13 protein-coding genes, 1 tRNA gene and 1 pseudogene are annotated in these 18,589 nt (G+C 59.9%); 7 read left to right on the top strand and 8 right to left on the bottom strand.

Annotated features, from left to right (window positions below; genetic code table 11):
* Positions 1–10: 10 nt before the first annotated feature.
* A pseudogene (locus tag C5N93_RS03375) lies at positions 11–253 on the top strand (transposase); the annotation flags it as partial.
* A gap of 581 nt (positions 254–834) precedes the next feature.
* The gene (locus tag C5N93_RS03370; RefSeq protein WP_039399016.1) at positions 835–1,047 is read left to right on the top strand and encodes a cold-shock protein; all 213 of its coding nucleotides are present in this window, start codon (positions 835–837) and stop codon (positions 1,045–1,047) included.
* Positions 1,048–2,215: 1,168 nt separating this feature from the next.
* On the opposite strand, the gene C5N93_RS03365 is transcribed toward C5N93_RS03370, so the two are convergent.
* From C5N93_RS03365 to C5N93_RS03355, 3 genes are all read right to left on the bottom strand, one after another.
* Positions 2,216–6,277: a hypothetical protein gene (locus tag C5N93_RS03365; RefSeq protein ID WP_242558264.1), complete on the bottom strand. Its 4,062-nt coding sequence runs from the start codon at positions 6,275–6,277 to the stop codon at positions 2,216–2,218.
* A gap of 771 nt (positions 6,278–7,048) precedes the next feature.
* On the bottom strand, positions 7,049–8,053 hold the full coding sequence (locus C5N93_RS03360) for a site-specific integrase (protein ID WP_242558263.1): 1,005 nt from the start codon (positions 8,051–8,053) through the stop codon (positions 7,049–7,051).
* 188 nt (positions 8,054–8,241) lie between these two features.
* Positions 8,242–8,328: transfer RNA gene (locus C5N93_RS03355), tRNA-Leu, on the bottom strand.
* Between the two features lie 289 nt (positions 8,329–8,617).
* Between C5N93_RS03355 and hpnD the strand changes: the two genes are divergently transcribed.
* Entirely contained in the window at positions 8,618–9,493 is an 876-nt protein-coding gene (hpnD, locus tag C5N93_RS03350; RefSeq protein WP_242558262.1) for a presqualene diphosphate synthase HpnD, read from the top strand.
* 200 nt (positions 9,494–9,693) lie between these two features.
* On the opposite strand, the gene C5N93_RS03345 is transcribed toward hpnD, so the two are convergent.
* The 3 genes from C5N93_RS03345 to C5N93_RS03335 all read right to left on the bottom strand — a co-directional run bounded on the left by C5N93_RS03345 (position 9,694) and on the right by C5N93_RS03335 (position 13,111).
* Positions 9,694–10,920 (bottom strand): DUF1501 domain-containing protein, encoded by a 1,227-nt coding sequence (locus C5N93_RS03345; protein WP_242558261.1) that lies wholly within the window; start codon positions 10,918–10,920, stop codon positions 9,694–9,696.
* A 98-nt stretch (positions 10,921–11,018) separates the two neighbouring features.
* On the bottom strand, positions 11,019–12,692 hold the full coding sequence (locus tag C5N93_RS03340; RefSeq protein ID WP_242558260.1) for a DUF1800 domain-containing protein: 1,674 nt from the start codon (positions 12,690–12,692) through the stop codon (positions 11,019–11,021).
* 92 nt (positions 12,693–12,784) lie between these two features.
* Positions 12,785–13,111 carry a hypothetical protein gene (locus C5N93_RS03335; protein WP_242558266.1) on the bottom strand — a complete coding sequence of 109 codons (327 nt, stop codon included), beginning with the start codon at positions 13,109–13,111 and terminating at the stop codon, positions 12,785–12,787.
* Between the two features lie 169 nt (positions 13,112–13,280).
* Here C5N93_RS03335 and ompR point away from each other — a divergent pair, with 169 nt between their 5' ends.
* The 4 genes from ompR (at position 13,281) to C5N93_RS03315 (ending at position 16,903) form a co-directional block, all read left to right on the top strand.
* Positions 13,281–14,006, top strand: a complete 726-nt coding sequence (gene ompR, locus C5N93_RS03330) for a two-component system response regulator OmpR (protein WP_010808867.1) — start codon at positions 13,281–13,283, stop codon at positions 14,004–14,006.
* Between the two features lie 180 nt (positions 14,007–14,186).
* Entirely contained in the window at positions 14,187–15,527 is a 1,341-nt protein-coding gene (locus C5N93_RS03325) for an ATP-binding protein (RefSeq protein ID WP_139133111.1), read from the top strand.
* 240 nt (positions 15,528–15,767) lie between these two features.
* Positions 15,768–16,316: a peroxiredoxin gene (locus C5N93_RS03320; RefSeq protein ID WP_242558259.1), complete on the top strand. Its 549-nt coding sequence runs from the start codon at positions 15,768–15,770 to the stop codon at positions 16,314–16,316.
* 59 nt (positions 16,317–16,375) lie between these two features.
* Positions 16,376–16,903 carry a carboxymuconolactone decarboxylase family protein gene (locus C5N93_RS03315; RefSeq protein ID WP_242558258.1) on the top strand — a complete coding sequence of 176 codons (528 nt, stop codon included), beginning with the start codon at positions 16,376–16,378 and terminating at the stop codon, positions 16,901–16,903.
* Positions 16,904–17,179: 276 nt separating this feature from the next.
* Here the strand turns inward: C5N93_RS03315 and ispF are convergent, their stop codons facing one another.
* Both ispF and ispD read right to left on the bottom strand, forming a co-directional pair.
* Positions 17,180–17,701 (bottom strand): 2-C-methyl-D-erythritol 2,4-cyclodiphosphate synthase, encoded by a 522-nt coding sequence (ispF, locus tag C5N93_RS03310; RefSeq protein ID WP_150720483.1) that lies wholly within the window; start codon positions 17,699–17,701, stop codon positions 17,180–17,182.
* Between the two features lie 79 nt (positions 17,702–17,780).
* Positions 17,781–18,503, bottom strand: a complete 723-nt coding sequence (gene ispD, locus C5N93_RS03305; protein ID WP_242558257.1) for a 2-C-methyl-D-erythritol 4-phosphate cytidylyltransferase — start codon at positions 18,501–18,503, stop codon at positions 17,781–17,783.
* Between the last annotated feature and the right edge of the window lie 86 nt (positions 18,504–18,589).

Genomic DNA, 18,589 nt, shown 5'->3' with positions numbered 1-18,589 from the left:
GAAGACGAACATGAAGAAGCGATTTACGGAACAGCAAATCATCGGGTTTCTGAAGGAAGCTGAAGCCGGGATGCCGGTCAAGGAACTGTGCAGGAAGCACGGGTTCAGTGACGCGTCGTTCTACACCTGGCGCGCAAAGTTCGGCGGCATGGAAGTCTCAGAAGCGCGCCGGCTCAAGGACCTCGAGGTGGAGAATGCCCGGCTGAAGAAACTGCTGGCCGAAGCAATGCTCGATATGGAAGCGTTGAAGATCCTCTTTCAGCACGGCCGTGCGCCGCTGTTTGACGAGAACGCTTCGGCGTAACTGGGGAACTAGATACCGCTCAGTCCTAAGCCGTCGGACCTGACAATCGATCAGTTGTGCAGCCTATGGCTCACCAATCGAGACCCGAACGTCCGTCGTGCGCTCGAAGCGCTTGTCACCGTCGACGCGAAGCCGAGCATCTGGAGGTGGCTCTGCACAGCATCGAAAGGTCTTATGTGGCAATCCACCAGGCGCGGAAAGAAGAGATGGGGGCGACGAAGCTCATCGCGCTTGAATGTCTGCGGGGGGATTTGGGGAATCTGCGGTGCCGCCGAGGATTGTTGCCTCAGATGGACGGTGAGCCGCCTCGCTGAGGGAGCGGCGAGACCGTTACACGAATTGCATTGTGCTCAATGCACAACCCGCGTATAAGTGGTGTATCGAACATCAAGTCTGACTTTTATCGATCCAGCGTCGATCTCACCGATCTTTGCGAGACACTTCCGATCTCTGAATTTCTTGTTTGTCCGCCACTGGCGACCAGTCACGCATCCCGTGATGACAGTTCGCCGGGAAAACTAGGGGTTCACGTGAGTACCGGAATTGTTAAGTGGTTCAACGACAGCAAAGGGTTCGGCTTCATCAAGCCGGATGACGGCAGCGAAGATCTGTTCGCGCACTTCTCGGAAATCCAGCCTCAAGGGCGTACGGAATTTCGATCTCTCCAGGAAAATCAGCACGTCTCGTACGACGTCACGCGCGGCCCAAAGGGTTTGCAGGCCTCCAACATAAAGCCCGCGTAACTTCTTCCTTTGCTTTCCCGAATCACCGTGCATGCGCACGGTGATGTGGATCTGCTCGCCCTGCCGGAGGAAATATGTCCCAAGGCACACAGTCATACAGGGGCTTTCGACTAGTAACGTTGGTGTTTCACGACCCCGCCGGAGATTCTTCTGGGAAGAAGCACGAAAGGCTGCTCGCCGTTTCTGTGCGCATAAGCCCAGACGATTCAGATGATCTTGTTCCGTCGCCGGAATCGCGAGTATTTCGGCTTGAAAGCGTTCTGTTTGATTCAATCGGCGACGCGCGGCGAGCCGGCGATAAATTTGGGCGCACGTTGGTCGATGAATTAATCGACCAGACTCCGGCGCAAGCATCATGATCCTCGCCGCCCCCAACTGGTTTCTATACGCCGAATATACCCCCCCAGACAGGACGAGGTTCTGCTCAGTCCTCTCTATTGGGCGCGCAATAGCGATGAGCCAGAAAACCGCAGCCGCACGATTTGCTCAACACGGTCGCATAGGTAAGTGGTTCCGTGAGCGGTCCTTAGAAAAGCAACATCAGCCCAACTGAGTTTCGAGTTTAAGCGAAGCACCGGGGCACCCTAAAACTCTTATAGGAGCATGAAATGCTCGCCCTTTCAGCGAAGGCAATAACAGCTGCGCTACAGCACATCACCGAGAAAAGTCCTAAACAGCCGTCCGAGGCGGTGATTAATGCCTTGCTGGCTAGAGAACTGATCCATCGAGTTGGCAAACACTTCGAACCCACCCAGTTTGGCCGAGCATATTGTCGGCATGCAAATACGCTAAGGCCGTCGTGGTAACGCCTGCGCACCAGGTCAATTTCCGATGAAATCGGACGCATACCCTTCCCGGCTTTCCAACACCGATTCGATTGCCTTCCACGAGAGCAAGATCAAAAACTGAAACGACCACCCCCGCCAAGGGAATCACAGGGCAGCCGCTTTGGAAAGCAATTGAAGTCATTGCATGGGTAGACACGCACCGCGGAAAGCGAACGGGTCGTCCACGCAACGTGACTTGATCCAGAACGACAGATCGCCTCACAATATTCTGATAGGGATGTGCATGTGACGATGACCGCAATCGGCCAGTGAGGCCGACAACCAACAGCCGACCGACGCTTTATGAGAAATTCTCTGGGACGCTAGCGCGGACGGCCACGTCATAACTTGTGGCAAGTTAGATCAATCACGACGACGTCAATCTCCGCGCGCCGCGCTTCCGGAATTCGCTCGATTAGCATAGTGCGCATAGCATCTGGCGTCGTCGGTGCCGGAAGCCCATCGGGGTGTGCTTTGAGTCGCCGATTTGTTGCTGAAGGTAAATCACCGAACCACAAGACGCAGTAGATGCCGCGCCCCTCGGAGCGCCAGTCGATAAGATATTGCCTGTCAAGCTGGCCGGTCGCGGCATCCCAAACCTCGCTATGCCACTGCCCTTTCACCTCAATTGGCAACTGCATAGCCCCACGTGTGAACGCAAGGTCTGCGCGCTTGGTCTGCGGCATATCCGCCTCGGTGATCCGCTGGACATCGTTGCGAGCAAGCTCAGCACCGATCATTCCGGCCAAGCGGTCTCGGCATCGATTCTCATCGCGCGGGATATCCTGATCCGTCCAGAACTCGACAACCGAATCGAGATCGTCGCCAACGAGCTTTCGTTGCGCGACGGCCAACTCTTCGCACACTAGCGCCTTCAAATCATCAATGTTGGCGGGCGGGCCGTCGTCCAAAAGTAAGGTCAATTCAGCCGGCGAGATGGCCGAAAAATCCTTCTCAGCGCGCTTCTGTCGCTGCTCGGTCGCCATGTGACGGATCAGTTCGGCATAGCTGTCCTTGGGCCCGGCCACAAGCCGCGCCAATGCCTCGGTGGCCTCGATGCAAGTGTCTTCAGCGATTCGGCTTATCAGTGAGCGCAGAAAATCGGTTGCGTCATAGGCGTTCGTATTACCAGATCCAGTCCCTTCGAGCACCGCATATGGCCAATGTCCACGGAATTCGGCAATGATCCATTCCGCCTGCACGACGGTTAGCGGCATCATCCCCCCTCTCCGCTCAAACTGTAGGCGGTTCCGTAGGAACCAGATAAAGTCAGGGCGTAGCGTTCCGATCTTGGTGAGGTTGGGTCTCACCGTATCAAAGCGGACCAGAACATCGATCGCTACCCAAGACAGCAGATGGTCAACATTTCGGAACACCATCTCATCGCGCGCTACGGAAACATCACGGAGCGCATCTAGCGCATCGCCATAGGTTAGACAATCGACCAGCCCCGCTTCCACCGACTCCGGTACGTTTGGAAATCGCATCAACCAGTCAGCACCTAGCACAGCTCCCGTCGCCTGCCATTCCACATCACGGGCGAGTTTGTAGAGCCCGCCAACGTGCTCTTTGCTCATTTCGAGTGCGGGTTCGATCCATAGCCTCGCGAACGCTCGACGTGCTTCTTGGGTAGGAATGACTTCGACTTCCAGCGCAGCACGTAGAGCGTCCTTTTTTTCATCGATACTCCATCCGTGATCGTCGTAGTTGAGCAGCAACGCCATTTGCTTGAGCGGCGAGGTCAGGTCGGCAAAGCCCCTACCACTCCGCATGCGCTCGTAGAAGCCGGCCATAATAGGAAAGCCAAAGTTATACATAGTCCCGCGAGCGAAACCGTCGGCAACCTCAACAGGCGTGGGTAAGTCAGAACGGTGCAATACAGCTTCAAATCCAACGAACGCGTCATCGCGTAGGTCTGGCCCAATCCAGCTCGACAGTCGCTCGCCTGGGGGCAGTTCACTCGGTAGGTCGCCAAATAGATTGAAATAGGCTTGCGCCGGCCCTAAGATCGCACCGAGCGCGCCAGCGCGCAGATCCTCGCGCATCGCGCCAAATGAACGACGCGCCTGCTCAATCGCCACCTTGCGCTTGCGTTCACGCTTTGCCGCGATCTTTTCCTGGCGGATTTCCCACCTGGGTTTTCGAGGGTTTTCGAGCTTGCGCAGGAAGTCGCCTAGCGGCTTGTCGCCACGGCGGAATCGTTCTGCAGCCTCGCGCATCTTGGGATCAAGCCCTTCGGATCCGCGAGCGATGTGCACCAGATCTTTCCAGTCATGGCGCAGCGCTAGATCCCTGTTGTCGCCGCGGGCGAGCCGGTCGAACATGATGATGATGTCGTCCGACCGCCCTGACAACTGTAGGAGGCGACGCTGCAAATCGAGTTCAGTTGCCCAAAGGCTGCCATTACGGCGATGGTTCGACAACACGTATGCCTGAACTTCGCGGCGCAAGACGTCCTGCGCCCCAAGTCGCGCAGCGAGAGTTTTCCGGACGTCACGTTGAGAGTAATGCGTATGTACAATTGCTCCGAGCCAGCGCCACAAAGACGGTGCCTCGGCGACGCCAATAACGCCTTCATCAATCCCACGGACGAGCAGATTGGCAACGATATCGGCCACAGCTTCGCGAAGTTCCTGGTCAGCATCGCACAGCATCTGTTCGTGACCTACGATCAGATCGAGCAATCCTACCAGCCGCACCGGCGAGATCGTGGCAAATAGCGGCTCGTAGTTGCGGAAGGTATGGGTGCGCCGTCCCAACCGGCGTCGTAGAGGGGAACTTGCCCCCTTCATTTCGGCAAACAGAGTTGCAACCAATAGGCTGTCCGAAACGTCAGCCTCGATCTGCTGAATAACACGACGTGCAAGCCGCGGCGCATCCTCGCCACCCTGCTGAGTAAGCTCCGAGATCGTATTGCGCCACCACAACCGATCACGATGCGGAAATAGAGCCTCAGCCGCATCGTAGCGCTCGCGATAAAAACGCTCACGGCCGAGTACGATCTTTTCAAGCGTATCAGCGAGCTGAGCCGCGAGCGGCGTGCCTCGGAGCCCTTCAATCAGCAATGAGCGCAGGTGCATGCTGCTTGCCGACGAGGCGATGATCGCTTCGATCTTGCGCTCTAGCGCGGGGATCATTAGTCCGGCAGCAGTCTTGCTGTCCCAGTCCTCCGCACGGAAATATGGATCGTCCTCGGCAAGCTTGATTAGCGCCTCGAATAGGCGATCCGCAAGATCCGCAGTCAGCGCGGTGGATTCACCGTAACGCAGCACGCCATAGGGGTCTGCTGCGATAACTTGCTCGGCCATCGCCGGACCGTGGTAAGCCAGCCAAGCATGGAGCCCACGTAGGCTTGCCGGAACCGCACCGACACCATGTAATTGGGCGAGCAGGCGTCGCTGCACGCGCGGCTTCGCTGCCTGACGCGCGAGCCAGCGCGCACCGAGATATTCGGCGATGACTCTGTGGATCGGCTTCGCTCGCAATGGTCCGACGCTGTAAAACAGCTTCGACGAAAAGATCGCACGTGCAGCTCTAGCGCTAGGCAAGGCATCTACAGCGGCGAGCCTAACATCGCCGGGCTGCACCTGGGCTGCACCTGCGGCACTGACAGCCTCCGCACCGCCGAACAGCAGTGCGGCGGAGATCGCCCCGGCGGCGTCGAGCGCTTCATCCTGCGTCAGTTGTGCCAACCCCTCGTCCTGCCGATCATTGTCATGTTCGGGCCAAATCAGGGTGCAAACGCGCTCAAATAATGTGGCGCGCATCGACGGCAGTTGCGTGTCGGATTCTGCGACGCGCCGGATCAAGCCAAGCGTCAGCGGATTGCGATAAAGATCCTGGAGGCTGTAGCTCTCGAGGTGATCAAGCACATGCTCAGTATCTAAGTCCGGATTCAGCCCCAGTAGAAACGCCTTCGCATCACTTCGATCAAGAGGCTCGAGCGTCAGGACGCGAGGCTCCTCGCCATATAGCTGACGCAAGTTTGTTGCGCTGCGCGCCTGCCATTCGCGCGATCGGCACGAAAGGATAAACGGTGGCGAGCCCGCTTCGTCGAGCTGCGCCAAGATTGTGTCGACCGCGTCACCCTCGCGCCGCGCGATGGCTTCATCGAGACCATCGATCAGCAGTGGCTTGCCAGCCGGCACCAGCCTAACCGGACTCTTTGCGTTGAGAAAGCGGATGGCCGTAATTGGCTCAACATCAAGCTGGCGCCCCAGCTCGCGCATGAGTTCGCTCTTACCCATGCCTGGCTCGCCAAGCACGATCTTGTTCCCTGGCAGAGTGAGAAGTCCGGCTTCATCGACACGTTCGTCGAGCATACCTTCTTCATTAATAGACAATCGCCGCGAGAAATAGGCATTCGTTCGCAATCGACCGGAGTCCCCGGTCAAATAGTTCATTGGGGGCAACGTAGTCATGGCAGCAATGTCAAGCCAGCGACGCCAAACCACTGTGACGCGCCCACCGCACAGCAAACAAACGTCCAAGCGGTCTCTCTTCGATGTATACCTCGCGCGTCAGCTTCGGCAACGTATGCTCCCGCCCTCGCCCTTGGTCAAACAGCGTCAGCATTTTTTCTCTCTTTTGCGAAATCATGTGTATTGGCAAGAGCTTGCAGAAACGGGCTGAGACCACTCCAAACGATGTACAGCAATCGATGCATTCATGAAAATCAAGCACACGCGAACATCGCCCGACTATTAAATCCTTCGCTATACGCGCCGTCGACCGTCTAGCGCTTTGGAATTTAACCTTGAACCGTGCATTTCGTCAAAAGTTTGTTATCTTGACTTTACCAGCAAGACCTATTCGCGCGTCACAATTCATAGTCCAACCGTGTTATCGATTCATAATTTAGTCGCAATATTGAAAAATTCATACTGGGTGCTCTACGGCAAACAGCCCGGCGGAAACTTACTTCAAACTACGACCGCCAAGGCTGATACAGAAAGCCAGACCAAGCACCAGTGAACCTACGGCTAGCGATCACCGACTCCGTACACCGTAAAACAGGTATCGGTTGCTGAGATGGGGCGGAACAGGTAAGAAAAACAATGTACCCCGGCACCGACAAGTCAAAAATCACACGCTGCTAAAAAACTCGAGATAATTTCCTTAATATCCTTAATTACGGAATTTTAAGTATCGAGACATACGCTGTGAAGTGACGATTAACCAAGGCGTCCTGCTATATCTGTCGCAGTCGCGTTGTAATAGGTCATGAGTTCCGAAATGTTTCTGTGGCCGGTCATTCTGGCTAAGTCCAGCGGCTGCAATTTCCTCGCTAGGCGCGTGATGGCTTCATGACGGGTATCGTGAAACGTGACGTCGGGGATCTGAGACCTGTCTCGCGCTTTCCGGAAAAGTGCGTCGCGGCTGGAAGTGGACAAGGCAAATAGCGATTTGCCTTTCTCCACTGCCGGCAGCATTTTCAGCAGTTCAATCGCTCGGGAGGACAACGGCACATTTCGCGCGGTCCCGTTCTTGGTCATTGGCAGGCGCGCGAACTTGCCCTTGTAGTTCACTGACGAAGCCGTAAGCGTCAGAATTTCGCTTGAACGCATCGCCGTTTCTATCGCAAAGAGAAACGCTACGGCCACGCGCTGCATTGGCTTTTCTACGGGCAATCCCTCCTCGTACCCCATGCTCGTAAGCAGCGACTCGATTTCCTCATCGGATATCAGTCGCTCGCGTCCAGGCGGCTCCGCAGGACGTTTCACTTCTGCCATGGGATTCGTTACGAGCCATCCCCACTCTTTCCGGGCCACAAGGAATGCGTGCGACATCAGCGACATTTCGCGCGATGTGGACGATCCTGACACTTCCCGCATCCGGGCATCGCGCCATGCAGCAATATGACTGGGGCGGAGATCCACCAGCTTGATCTCGGCAAACTTTCGCCCACCGATCTCTTTGCTACCTATCAGCGGCAAGCGCAGCTTCTCCCACCTCGCCCCGCGTTTTGTCGGACTGACCTTGAGTTCATACTCTCGCAGCACGTCACCAACGGTGAGCGTCTTACTTCCAAAACCATCCGCGATAGACCGCAGCTCTGTCTCCCGCTTCGCGCTCCACGCAACCGCAGCAGCTTTCGTATCAAACGTGCGACTGTCCCGCACGCCGTTCTGTTTTACCTGCGCTCTCCAACCTCTAGAAGTCTTCGTAATCGATGCCATTTTCTGGGGCCAAGTTGGGGCCCCGATGGGGCCGACGCATCGATTTTAGGTTTGAAGAGGTGAGATTTTTCGCCGAACGCGAACAATCGGAATTCACGCAAAAATCCCGGCCTGCCTTATTCGGCAAGCGTTTGCGAGATATTGCGGGAAGAAGTGAGATCTACAGAACCGATGCCAAAAAGGGGAGTTGGTGCGAGGAAGGGGACTCGAACCCCTACACCCTTTCGGGCGTCAGGACCTAAACCTGGTGCGTCTACCAATTTCGCCATCCTCGCAACCCGTGGGTGTCGGCACTGGGTAAGGCGACATCCCGGCATCGGGTAGACGGCATACGTGGTCCGGTAGGACATGAAGGCGGCTGGTTACCGCCCTGCTGCATGCGTCAAAGTAGGCGCGTATTCTACATGAACCGACTTTAACGAGCAATCTCCGGTCGTCCATCGGGCGTCTCACGCGTGCCCCGTGCGTCAAATGCTAGAATTCGCACCAATTCATGGCATTTGCCCCCGCTGCGCGCCTGCGCAACCGCGTTCGGGCACCTGACCAAACCCATACCCCATTCGCATGCAACCCCACGAGACCGCCGACGGTACCCCCGGCTCCGCTGCCAATCCCGCTCAAGCCAACGAGTATTGTCGCCAGAAAGCCGGCCCGCCCGGCTCCGCGCTCTATTACGCCCTGCTTCAACTCCCACCGTCCAAACGCGACGCCGCCTACGCCGTCCACGCGTTCAGTCAGGAAATCGGGGATATCCACGCCGCCGTCCATGATCCGGGCGTCGCTCACGCCAAGCTCGATTGGTGGCGTCAGGAACTCGCGCGACTCTTCGCGGGCAACCCCGCGCATCCCGTCACCCGTGCACTCGCCCCCGTCGTCAAGCAAAGCTCGCTATCACGCGAAGCCTTCGAGGCAGTCCTGCACGGTGCCGAGATGGACCTGTCGCAAATGCGGTATCTCGACTTCGCCGGCCTCACACACTATTGCGACGCCGCCGGCGGCGCCCCCGCCGAACTCGCCGCGCACGTCTACGGATTCGACGACCCGCAAACCCCTGCCCTCGCCCGCGCTCTCGGTCACGCGATTACGCTCGGCCGACGCGTCACGGACGCCGGCGTCGATGCGCGATCTGGCTACGTCTACTTCCCCATCGACGAACTCCAACGCTTTGGCGTCACCGCCGCCGATATCCAGAACGGCAAGTACTCGCCCGCCTTCGTCGATCTGATGAAGTTCCAGCACGCGCGAGCGCGTCAGGCCATTGTCGAAGCGGCCGCTGCCATTCCCAAACGTGATCGTCGCAAGCAACGTCCTTTGCTCGCCCTCGCAGCACTGCAACTGGCATTGATGGACGAAGTCGCCGCCAGCGATTATCAAGTGCTGCATCAACGCATCGACCTCACGCCGCTGCGCAAATTCTGGAAAGCCTGGCGCGCTCGCTGATATGACTTACTGAACTGGTGCGTCCAATCACTGGTACGCACCGCCTCATCGCGCCCGCATGGCACCCATCGGCCTGGGCGGCTAATGAGTCGCAAACCTGCCGGCATCCAGCGCCGCCACGCGCAGCCATCGTCTCAGCCTCACGAGCAACCACCTGACGACTCAAGCCTCCCCATCACAGGCAAAGCAATCGCCCCTACTCAAACCCGCAACACATCCAGCGGCTTGAACGCGCCGCCGAGCACCGTCTGCGGATTCAGGCCCCACCAGTTTTGCAGCACGGTGGCGTACACATCCCGGAAGTCGACGGCGAACGTCAAATTGCCGTTGCCATCCAGACGATCCAGTCTCGGCACCTCGCCATACAAACCGCAGCGCACGCGTCCGCCCGCAATGAAGTGCGGCGCGACCGTGCCGTGGTCCGTGCCGTTGCTCTGGTTCTCTCGCGGACGTCGTCCGAACTCGGCATACGTCACGATCATCGTGGATTGCCAGCGGTTCAACTCCGTCAGCCCCGCTCGCAACGCCATCATCCCCTGCGATAACTGACGCAGCAGATTCGCCTGCTGCCCCGGCTGATTCTGATGCGTGTCGAACCCGTTCAACGTCAGACGCAATACCGCTACGCCACGTCCCGGCTGCGGTACCCCCGTCGGCGAATCGGCCGCTGCGACCACCTGCAACGCCGTCTTAACCACATTGCCGAACGCGCCCTGCGGCATCGGTGTGCGCAACACGTACTGCCCCTGACGCGGACGCAACCCGTCCGCCGCCTTGACGATGTCGTTCTCGACACGCAACACGTGCGCCAATGCCGGATTGCTCACCTGCGACACATTGGCCGACGCCAGATTCGCGTCACGCAGGAACTGCATGGGATTCGTCAACGTCACTGCCCGCGCACCGCCCCCAAGCGGCCCGAGCTCCGCGCTGCCGACGATCACACCGTCGGCATCGAACCCCGGCGGCACCGCCTGCTCGGCAAACGCGCGCGACAACCAGCCGTCCCGCAAATACTCGTCCGAGCGCGACGCCGTATTCCATATCTCGATCGAGCGAAAGTGCGACAGGTTCGGCTGCGGATACCCCACACCCTGCACGATCGCCAATTCCTTCGCCTGCCACATCGGCAGCAACGCCCGCATCTCCGGATGCAAGCCACTGCGCTCGTCAAGCTGCACCACCTGCTCACGTTTCACCCCAATGTTCGGACGCAGGCTCGCGTACATCGGGTCGGCATAAGGGATGACAGTGTTCAACCCGTCGTTGCCCCCCTTCAATTCGATGAGGATCAGCAGGTTGTCGTAATGGCTCCCCACACCCGGCATGCCGCCGGACAGGCTTCGCGCCGCCGCCAACACCGGCGTCGGGGTCAGCCACGCCGCCCCAAGGCCACCGGCGAACGTCAGAAAATCGCGTCGTTGCATCTCACACCTCTCATGACTTACCCCGCATCACCTCGCCGCCCAACATCCGGTCTTGACGCAAGGCTGCCCTGCGAGAAAGTCGTCCATAGGCACCTCCCTCACTTCAACTGATACGCCGGATCCATCAGCAATGCCTGCAAAAAGGACGCACTGTTGACGCCCGCGGCTTGCGGCGTCGCCGGCGCAAACGGCAATACCCCACGCTGCAATGCCTCGCGCGACGCCTCGTCCGGAACATCGACCGGCCCAAGCCCGTAGGGTTGCAGCCAGCGAGACAGATCGAAGCGCACGCCCGCCACGGTTCGCGGCATCGGCTTGCCCGCACCGAACGCCGTGCGCTGAACGCCCGGGCGCGTCGTCGATGAGAGCGAAGACGACAGCGACATCGCCGACGCCCCACCGGCATTCGCCTTCTCGGTCGCACGGAACATGCGCTCGACGAACTGTTTGCGCGCCAGCAACGTCGTGCTGTCGATCCAGGCATCGCCGCCCGGCCACCCCTTCACATTGGGCGGACGGAAGATGTCCTGCCCCAACACACGCATCTGCTGCGCCAGCATTTGCGGATCGTCATAACCGATGTCGAACGCGCGCACCGTGTCAGTGACGAACTCGGATGGTGACTTAACCAGCGTGCCGCGATTACGCACGTCCCAAAACACCGGCGTCAGCAACAACGCCCGCATCGCTACCTTGATGTCGTAGCCGCTCGCGCGAAACGCATTGGCGATACGCTCGACCTGAGCGGGATCGGGCGTCGGCGACACGAACTCGCGCCACAATTTGCCCACGACGAAAGTCGCGGTCTCCGGACGCGCCAGCAGAATGTCGAGCATCTGGTCGCCGTCGAAATCGCCCGTCTGATTCAGCACGGTCTTCGTGCCACCGTCATGCACGTTGGCACGCCAGACATACGTCATCGTCGTCCGATCGATGCTCCACCCGGTGTAGGCACGCGCCGCTTCGCGCACGTCCTGCTCGGTGTAATGTCCCTCGCCCAGCGTGAAAAGCTCCATCACTTCGCGCGCGAAATTCTCGTTCGGACGCCCCTTCCGGCTGCCCGCGCCATCCAGATAGATGAGCATCGCCGGATCCTTCGACACCTCGTGCAGCATCACACCGAAGTTGCCCAGCGCGTTGGCGCGCAGCAGCACGTTCTGCCGATACAGCACGCCCGGCTCACGGACCTTGTCGTCACTCGACACGAAGTGGTTGTGCCAGAACATCGTCATGCGCTCGGTCAGTGGCGACGGCGTCGTCGCCATCTCCTGCGCCCACCATCCTGAGAGCGACGCCGCCATCCGGTTTCGCCGCTCATTCAGTGCACGACGTTCGTCGTCCGTCATGGTTTTCGGGGGAGCGCCGTAGAGCGGCGGATCGGCGGACCAGTCGGGAGGCGGGGTCACTGCCTTGTGGCGGGTTTGCGCCAGCAGCCGGTCGACGGCCTGTGCTCGGGTCATCCCGATGAATGGCGCCAACTCGCGAGCGTCCGGAGCATAGCCCGTGCGCGTGAGCAGAAAACGGGCATCGTCGGCGGTCAGTTCACGAGACGATGGATCCACAGTCGGTTTTGCGGACTTCGACGCCCTGACATGGGATGGGCTCGAAGCACGTGAGACGTTGGGAGCATGGGCGTCTGCCGCCTGAGCCAGAGGCGCCCCCAAGACCAGCGCCAGTCCGACAGTGGCAGCCACGCCCGAGCGGCGTCGCTTTTCAAAGGCACAAAAAAAGCCAGCGTCGGCAGAGGCTGGCGGATGTCGTTTCGGCTTCATGGCACGCTCGCGTCAAAATGAGATCACTGGCGTTTTCGGGGAAGCGTTATGCGTCGGACTTGGACGGCCGGAAGCGCTCGTCGTATCCAGTATCAGTGACTATATAGTTCACGCACGGCGTCCTGAATGTGTTGACGCAGCAATCGCCGGTCTTCCGGCGACATATGACCATTGGGACGGCGGCCGGGCGGCGTATTCGGGAGATCGTCGTTGCGACGGTCGGCCTGCGGATCGGGCTGCGGTGCCTTCTTCGACGGATTGCGCGGCGACGGTGCCGGCGCCGCATGCTGGACGCGCGAGCCACTCGCGCCGTAGGTCTGCGTACTGAAATGCGCTACGGGACGGGCATAGGTCACGCCCAGGTGTCCCCAGAGCATGATTCCCCCGAACAGTAACGTCAACTCAGCAGCCCATCTCATCTTGTGCGTATGTCCTTCATGCCATGCGGCTGTTTTTTGCCCCGGCAGGCGTGCAAGTGTACCCACTGCCTATGGTCAGCGCACAAGCCGTAGGGTAAATTGTGTAACCCTTTGTAACCCGCTTTGGCGGTCTCCTCAGTTCGCAACATTTCGGGCTAAGATACGTGGCATGGAAAACAAAAACTCTCCCAAAATTCTGGTTGTCGACGACGATCCGCGCCTGCGCGACCTGCTTCGTCGTTACCTCGGGGAACAGGGTTTCAATGTCTTTGTGGCCGAGAATGCAACGGCTATGAACAAGCTTTGGGTGCGCGAGCGTTTCGATCTACTCGTGCTCGACCTGATGCTCCCCGGTGAAGACGGTCTGTCTATTTGTCGCCGTCTGCGTGGCGCCAACGACCGCACGCCGATCATCATGTTAACGGCCAAAGGCGAGGATGTCGACCGTATCGTCGGCCTCGAGATGGGCGCAGACGACTACCTGCCGAAGCCGTTCAATCCTCGCGAACTCGTCGCGCGCATCCACGCGGTGCTGCGCCGTCAGGCACCGCCCGAACTTCCCGGCGCACCCAGCGAAACCATGGAGACGTTCGAGTTCGGTGACTTCGCCCTGAACCTCGCGACGCGCACGCTCACCAAGAACGGCCAGGAAATCGCGCTCACCACGGGCGAGTTCTCTGTACTGAAAGTCTTCGCACGTCATCCGCGTCAGCCGCTCTCCCGTGAAAAGCTCATGGAGCTCGCACGCGGACGCGAATACGAAGTCTTCGACCGGAGTCTCGACGTGCAGATCTCGCGCTTGCGCAAGCTCATCGAGCCGGATCCGGGCAGCCCCCGATTCATTCAGACGGTCTGGGGTCTCGGCTACGTGTTCATCCCGGACGGCGGCGCGTGATCCGCCGTCATCACGCCTCAAGCTTTGAAACGACGCCGGTCGCGATCCTGTCTCGCACCGGCGTCATGTCTTGCGTCTCATCGTCTCCCATGCCGTTCGACGTGGCTCCCCTGAGCCCCCGCCACACTGCGCTTCGGACGACCCGACACGCTCAAGCCACGCATTAGACGGAGCAACCCCATGCATCCGATACGGATGGTACGCGGGCTGTTCGGCGGTCTGTTCTGGCGTACCTTTTTCCTCATCGCACTGCTCATCGGCGTCAGCCTCGCCGCCTGGTACCAGAGCTTTCGCGTGATCGAACGCGAGCCCCGCGCGCAACGCGTCGCGCAACAGCTCGTCTCCATCGTCAAGCTCACGCGCACCGCCCTGCTCTACTCGGAGCCGGACCTGCGACGCGCGCTGCTCCAGGATCTGGAGAGCAACGAAGGCATTCGCGTGTACCCTCGCGAGCCGGCCGACGCCGTCGAGAAACCGCCCGCCGGCGTCGTGCAGGACCTGATCGTGCGCGACGTCCAGCGACGACTCGGCACCGACACAGTCATCGCCGCCGCCGTCAACGACATTCCGGCCATGTGGATCAGCTTCAAGATCGATGAAGACGACTACTGGGTCGCCATCGAACAAGACCGGATCGACACGGCCACCGGTCTTCAGCTATTCAGTTGGGGGACGTTCGCCCTCGCGCTCTCGCTCATTGGCGCGGCATTCATCACTGCGCTCGTGAACCGGCCGTTCGCAAGGCTCGCGCACGCCGCGCGCGCCATCGGCGAAGGCCAGCGCCCCGACCCCTTGCCCGAACGCGGCATGGGAGAAGCGGCCGAAGCCAACCGCAGCTTCAACCAGATGGTGGAGGAACTCGATCGCCTCGAAGCCGACCGCGCGTTGATGCTCGCAGGTATTTCGCACGACCTGCGCACGCCGCTCGCCCGCCTGCGACTGGAAACGGAGATGAGTCCGTCGGATGAAACGGTCAAGCGCGACATGATCAGCGACATCGAGCAAATGGACGAAATCATCGGCCGCTTCCTCGATTACGCCCGCCCTGCGTCGCGCACGCCCCAGTCGATCGATCTCTCGGACATCGCGCGCGATACCGCCGCGAATTTCGAGGGACGCGAAGACATCAACCTGAGCGTCGAACTCGCCGATACGGCACCGGTGCTCGCCGAGCGGACCGACCTGAAACGCCTGCTCACGAACCTGATCGAGAATGCCCGCAAGTACGGCCGCGATGCGCAAACCGACATCGCCAACGTCCATGTCACGACGCGAGTGCTGGGCGAGCGCGTGGAAATGCGCGTGCGCGACACCGGCCCCGGCATTCCCGAAGAACAGCTGCATCTCGTGTTCCGCCCGTTCTATCGCGTGGACACCGCGCGCACGAAAGCGGACGGCACCGGCCTCGGCATGGCAATCGTCCAGCGCATTGCCACCCGTTACAAGGGTCACGCCTCGCTGCGCAACGTTCGCCCCGGCTCAGGGCTTGAAATCATCGTGTCATTTCCGCTTGCTAAATAAGTGTTTGATGTGAGCGAGCGAAATATTGGCTATGCTCAAGGTTTCGCGTCACGCCGTGCCGCAAAATCCTATCGACGGGATTTGTTTTAACTATCCCCCGCATAAAATAAAGCTATTGCTATCATAGTATCGATAGCGTATACTGCTTTGGTTGACCGGGATCGCGTGATCCCGGTCAGTTGCTAGTTGCGATGCCATGCGGCGTCACAACATAAACCGCACTAAATTTAGGAGTAATCGATGAAGACTGTCGGCGATAAACTCGAAGCGTTCTCGGTCGAAGCGGCCAAGCCTGGTTTCAACAACCACGAAGAAAACGGCGTGTCGGCTTTCGAAACGATCACGGAAGCGTCGTTCCCGGGCAAGTGGAAGATCATTTACTTCTACCCGAAGGACTTCACGTTCGTGTGCCCGACCGAAATCGTGGAATTCGGCAAGCTGGCCAACGACTTCGCAGATCGCGACGCAGTGCTGCTCGGCGGCTCGGGCGACAACGAGTTCGTGAAGCTGGCATGGCGCCGTGAGCACAAGGATCTGAACAAGCTGAACCACTACTCGTTCGGCGACACGACCGGTGTTCTGATCGACCAACTGGGCGTGCGTGACAAGGCGGCTGGCGTGGCTCTGCGTGCAACGTTCATCGTTGACCCGGACAACGTCATCCAGCACGTTTCGGTGAACAACCTGAACGTCGGCCGTAGCCCGGAAGAAGTGCTGCGTATTCTGGACGGCCTGCAAACGGACGAACTCTGCCCGTGCAACCGCGCGGTCGGCGGTGCAACGCTGTAAGCGTCGTCTCGAAGCCCGCGAAAGCGGGCTTTTTCAGTCCAAAGCAATAGGAGAAATTTATGGAATTCCTCACCGCGATTAAGGCGCAGATTCCTGACTACGCCAAGGACATTCGCCTCAACCTCGACGGCACCATCGCCCGCTCCTCGCTGGAAGGCAACGATGCCATGGGCGTGGCGCTGGCCGCTGCCTTCGCCGCCAAGAGCCAGCCGATCGTCAAGGCGATCCGCGAAGCCGGCGTGCTGGCCCCGGAAGAGCTTGAAGGCGCGTTGACCGCTGCCGCGCTCATGGGCATGAACAACACGTGGTATCCGTATCTGGAGATGGCGGACAACGCCGAGCTCAAGAACGAGAAGGCTCAGCTTCGCATGAACGGCTATGCCACGCGTGGCGGTGTCGATCAGCGTCGTTTCGAGATGTACGCGCTCGCCGCGTCCATCGTCGGCAAGTGCCACTTCTGCGTGAAGTCGCACGCGCATCTGCTCAGCGCCGAACACGGCATGAGCACCGCGCAACTGCGTGACGTGGGCCGCATCGCGGCTGTCGTCAACGCTGCCGCGCAGGTTATCGCCGCCGAAGCGGCATAAGCGATATAGGCGGCATGAGCCGTAAGGCCGCATAAGCCGCATAAGCCGCCACGACACAGCAGGCGTTAGCCGGATTGCCTCAAGCGACCTGGACACCGCTCGCGAGACGATGACGGCATAAGCGGTCATCAAGCAAAACGGCGCTACCGGACGAATGAACTGCCCCCCAAGTTTTGGACATAAATCCAACCCTTGGGGGGCAGTTCACGAATCCGATAGCGCCGTTTTTGCGTGGCTTAATGCAGGGCGTTGGGTACACCTCGACGCCCCTGCCGATCAGCGACCGATCAGCAACGCAGCCGCTTGTGCTTCGATCCCTTCCTGTCGGCCGAGATAGCCGAGCTTCTCGTTCGTCTTCGCCTTCACGTTGACCTGACCGACGCTCACCCCGAGCGCATCGGCAATCGACTGCGTCATCGCGGCGATATGCGGCGCGAGCTTCGGCGCCTGCGCGATCACCGTGCAATCGACATTCACGAGCTCGTAGCCTTGCTCGCGAACGCGGCGCATCGCCTCCTTGAGCAGCACGACACTGTTCGCGCCCTTGAACGTCGGATCGGTGTCGGGGAAATGACGACCGATGTCGCCCAGCGCCGCCGCACCGAGGACTGCGTCGGTAATGGCGTGCAGCAGAACGTCGGCGTCCGAGTGGCCCAGCAGACCGCGCTCGAACGGAATCGTCACACCGCCCATGACGAGCGGACGGCCCGGCACGAGCGCATGCACGTCGTAGCCCTGACCGATGCGCAGCTTGGACAATGAGGCAAGGGATACGGGAGAAACAGCTTGTTCAGTCATGTGGAGTCGCCAAAAGCGGAAATACGAAGCGCCGGGCCTAGCGAACCCGGCTTTGCAGAACGATCAGGCGGTCAAGCGCTCAGGCCGGCTTGGCCGTGCCGAGAAATGCCTCGGCGAGCGCGAAATCCTCGGGATACGTCACCTTGAAGTTACGCAGACTGCCGCGCACGAGCTTGGGCGCATGGCCGATACGCTCGATGGCGCTGGCTTCATCCGTGACTTCGGCGCCAGCCGCCAGCGCGTCTTCCAGCGCGTGACGCAGCATGCCAAGACGGAACATCTGCGGCGTTTGCGCCTGCCACAGGCCATCGCGCGACTCGGTGACCCGAATGGCCGCTAGCCCGCTCTTCTCGACCGGCGACTGCTCACGCTTGAGCGTATCGGCCACCGGCAACGCGAGAATACCGCCGACAGGATCGGCGCGCAGTGCACCCACGAGGGTGCGAATCAGCTCGGGCGTGATGCCGGGGCGCGCTGCATCATGCACCAGCACCCAGTCGCTATCCTGTGCACCGAACTCGGTGAGCGCCTGAAGGCCGCCCAGCACCGAGGCGTGACGCGACGCCCCGCCGCAGCGACGCACCGCGAAACGCAGCGTGCCGAAGCGCCGTCCGTCGAAGTGACTGTCGTCCGGCGCCAGCACCAGCACGGTCTTCGCGAACTCGGAGCACGCGTCGAACGCTGCGAGCGCGTAGTGAAGCATGGGACGTCCGCCGACGGTTCGGTATTGCTTGGGCACGTCGGCCCCGGCGCGTACGCCGGCCCCGGCACACGGGATCACGGCAAAAAGTCGGTCGCTCACGATAAAACGCAGGTAAGGAGAAAGCAGGGATTTTATAATAGACACCGACTGTCACGGGGCCCCACGCAAATGGAGCCCCGTGCTTT

This window comes from Pandoraea sp. LA3 (assembly GCF_022696215.1).
In the GTDB taxonomy this organism is placed as follows: Bacteria; Pseudomonadota; Gammaproteobacteria; order Burkholderiales; family Burkholderiaceae; genus Pandoraea; species Pandoraea capi.
Note: the sequence above shows the minus strand (reverse complement) of the source record. Positions and strands in the feature narration are given on the sequence as shown.

Excerpts from the sequence above, each read along its gene's own strand:
- C5N93_RS03365 (WP_242558264.1), bottom strand. The coding sequence starts at position 6,277 with ATGAACTATTTGACCGGGGACTCCGGTCGATTGCGAACGAATGCCTAT.
- C5N93_RS03360 (WP_242558263.1), bottom strand. The coding sequence starts at position 8,053 with ATGGCATCGATTACGAAGACTTCTAGAGGTTGGAGAGCGCAGGTAAAA.
- hpnD (WP_242558262.1), top strand. The coding sequence starts at position 8,618 with ATGCAACCCCACGAGACCGCCGACGGTACCCCCGGCTCCGCTGCCAAT.
- C5N93_RS03345 (WP_242558261.1), bottom strand. The coding sequence starts at position 10,920 with ATGCAACGACGCGATTTTCTGACGTTCGCCGGTGGCCTTGGGGCGGCG.
- C5N93_RS03340 (WP_242558260.1), bottom strand. The coding sequence starts at position 12,692 with ATGAAGCCGAAACGACATCCGCCAGCCTCTGCCGACGCTGGCTTTTTT.
- C5N93_RS03335 (WP_242558266.1), bottom strand. The coding sequence starts at position 13,111 with ATGAGATGGGCTGCTGAGTTGACGTTACTGTTCGGGGGAATCATGCTC.
- ompR (WP_010808867.1), top strand. The coding sequence starts at position 13,281 with ATGGAAAACAAAAACTCTCCCAAAATTCTGGTTGTCGACGACGATCCG.
- C5N93_RS03325 (WP_139133111.1), top strand. The coding sequence starts at position 14,187 with ATGCATCCGATACGGATGGTACGCGGGCTGTTCGGCGGTCTGTTCTGG.
- C5N93_RS03320 (WP_242558259.1), top strand. The coding sequence starts at position 15,768 with ATGAAGACTGTCGGCGATAAACTCGAAGCGTTCTCGGTCGAAGCGGCC.
- C5N93_RS03315 (WP_242558258.1), top strand. The coding sequence starts at position 16,376 with ATGGAATTCCTCACCGCGATTAAGGCGCAGATTCCTGACTACGCCAAG.
- ispF (WP_150720483.1), bottom strand. The coding sequence starts at position 17,701 with ATGACTGAACAAGCTGTTTCTCCCGTATCCCTTGCCTCATTGTCCAAG.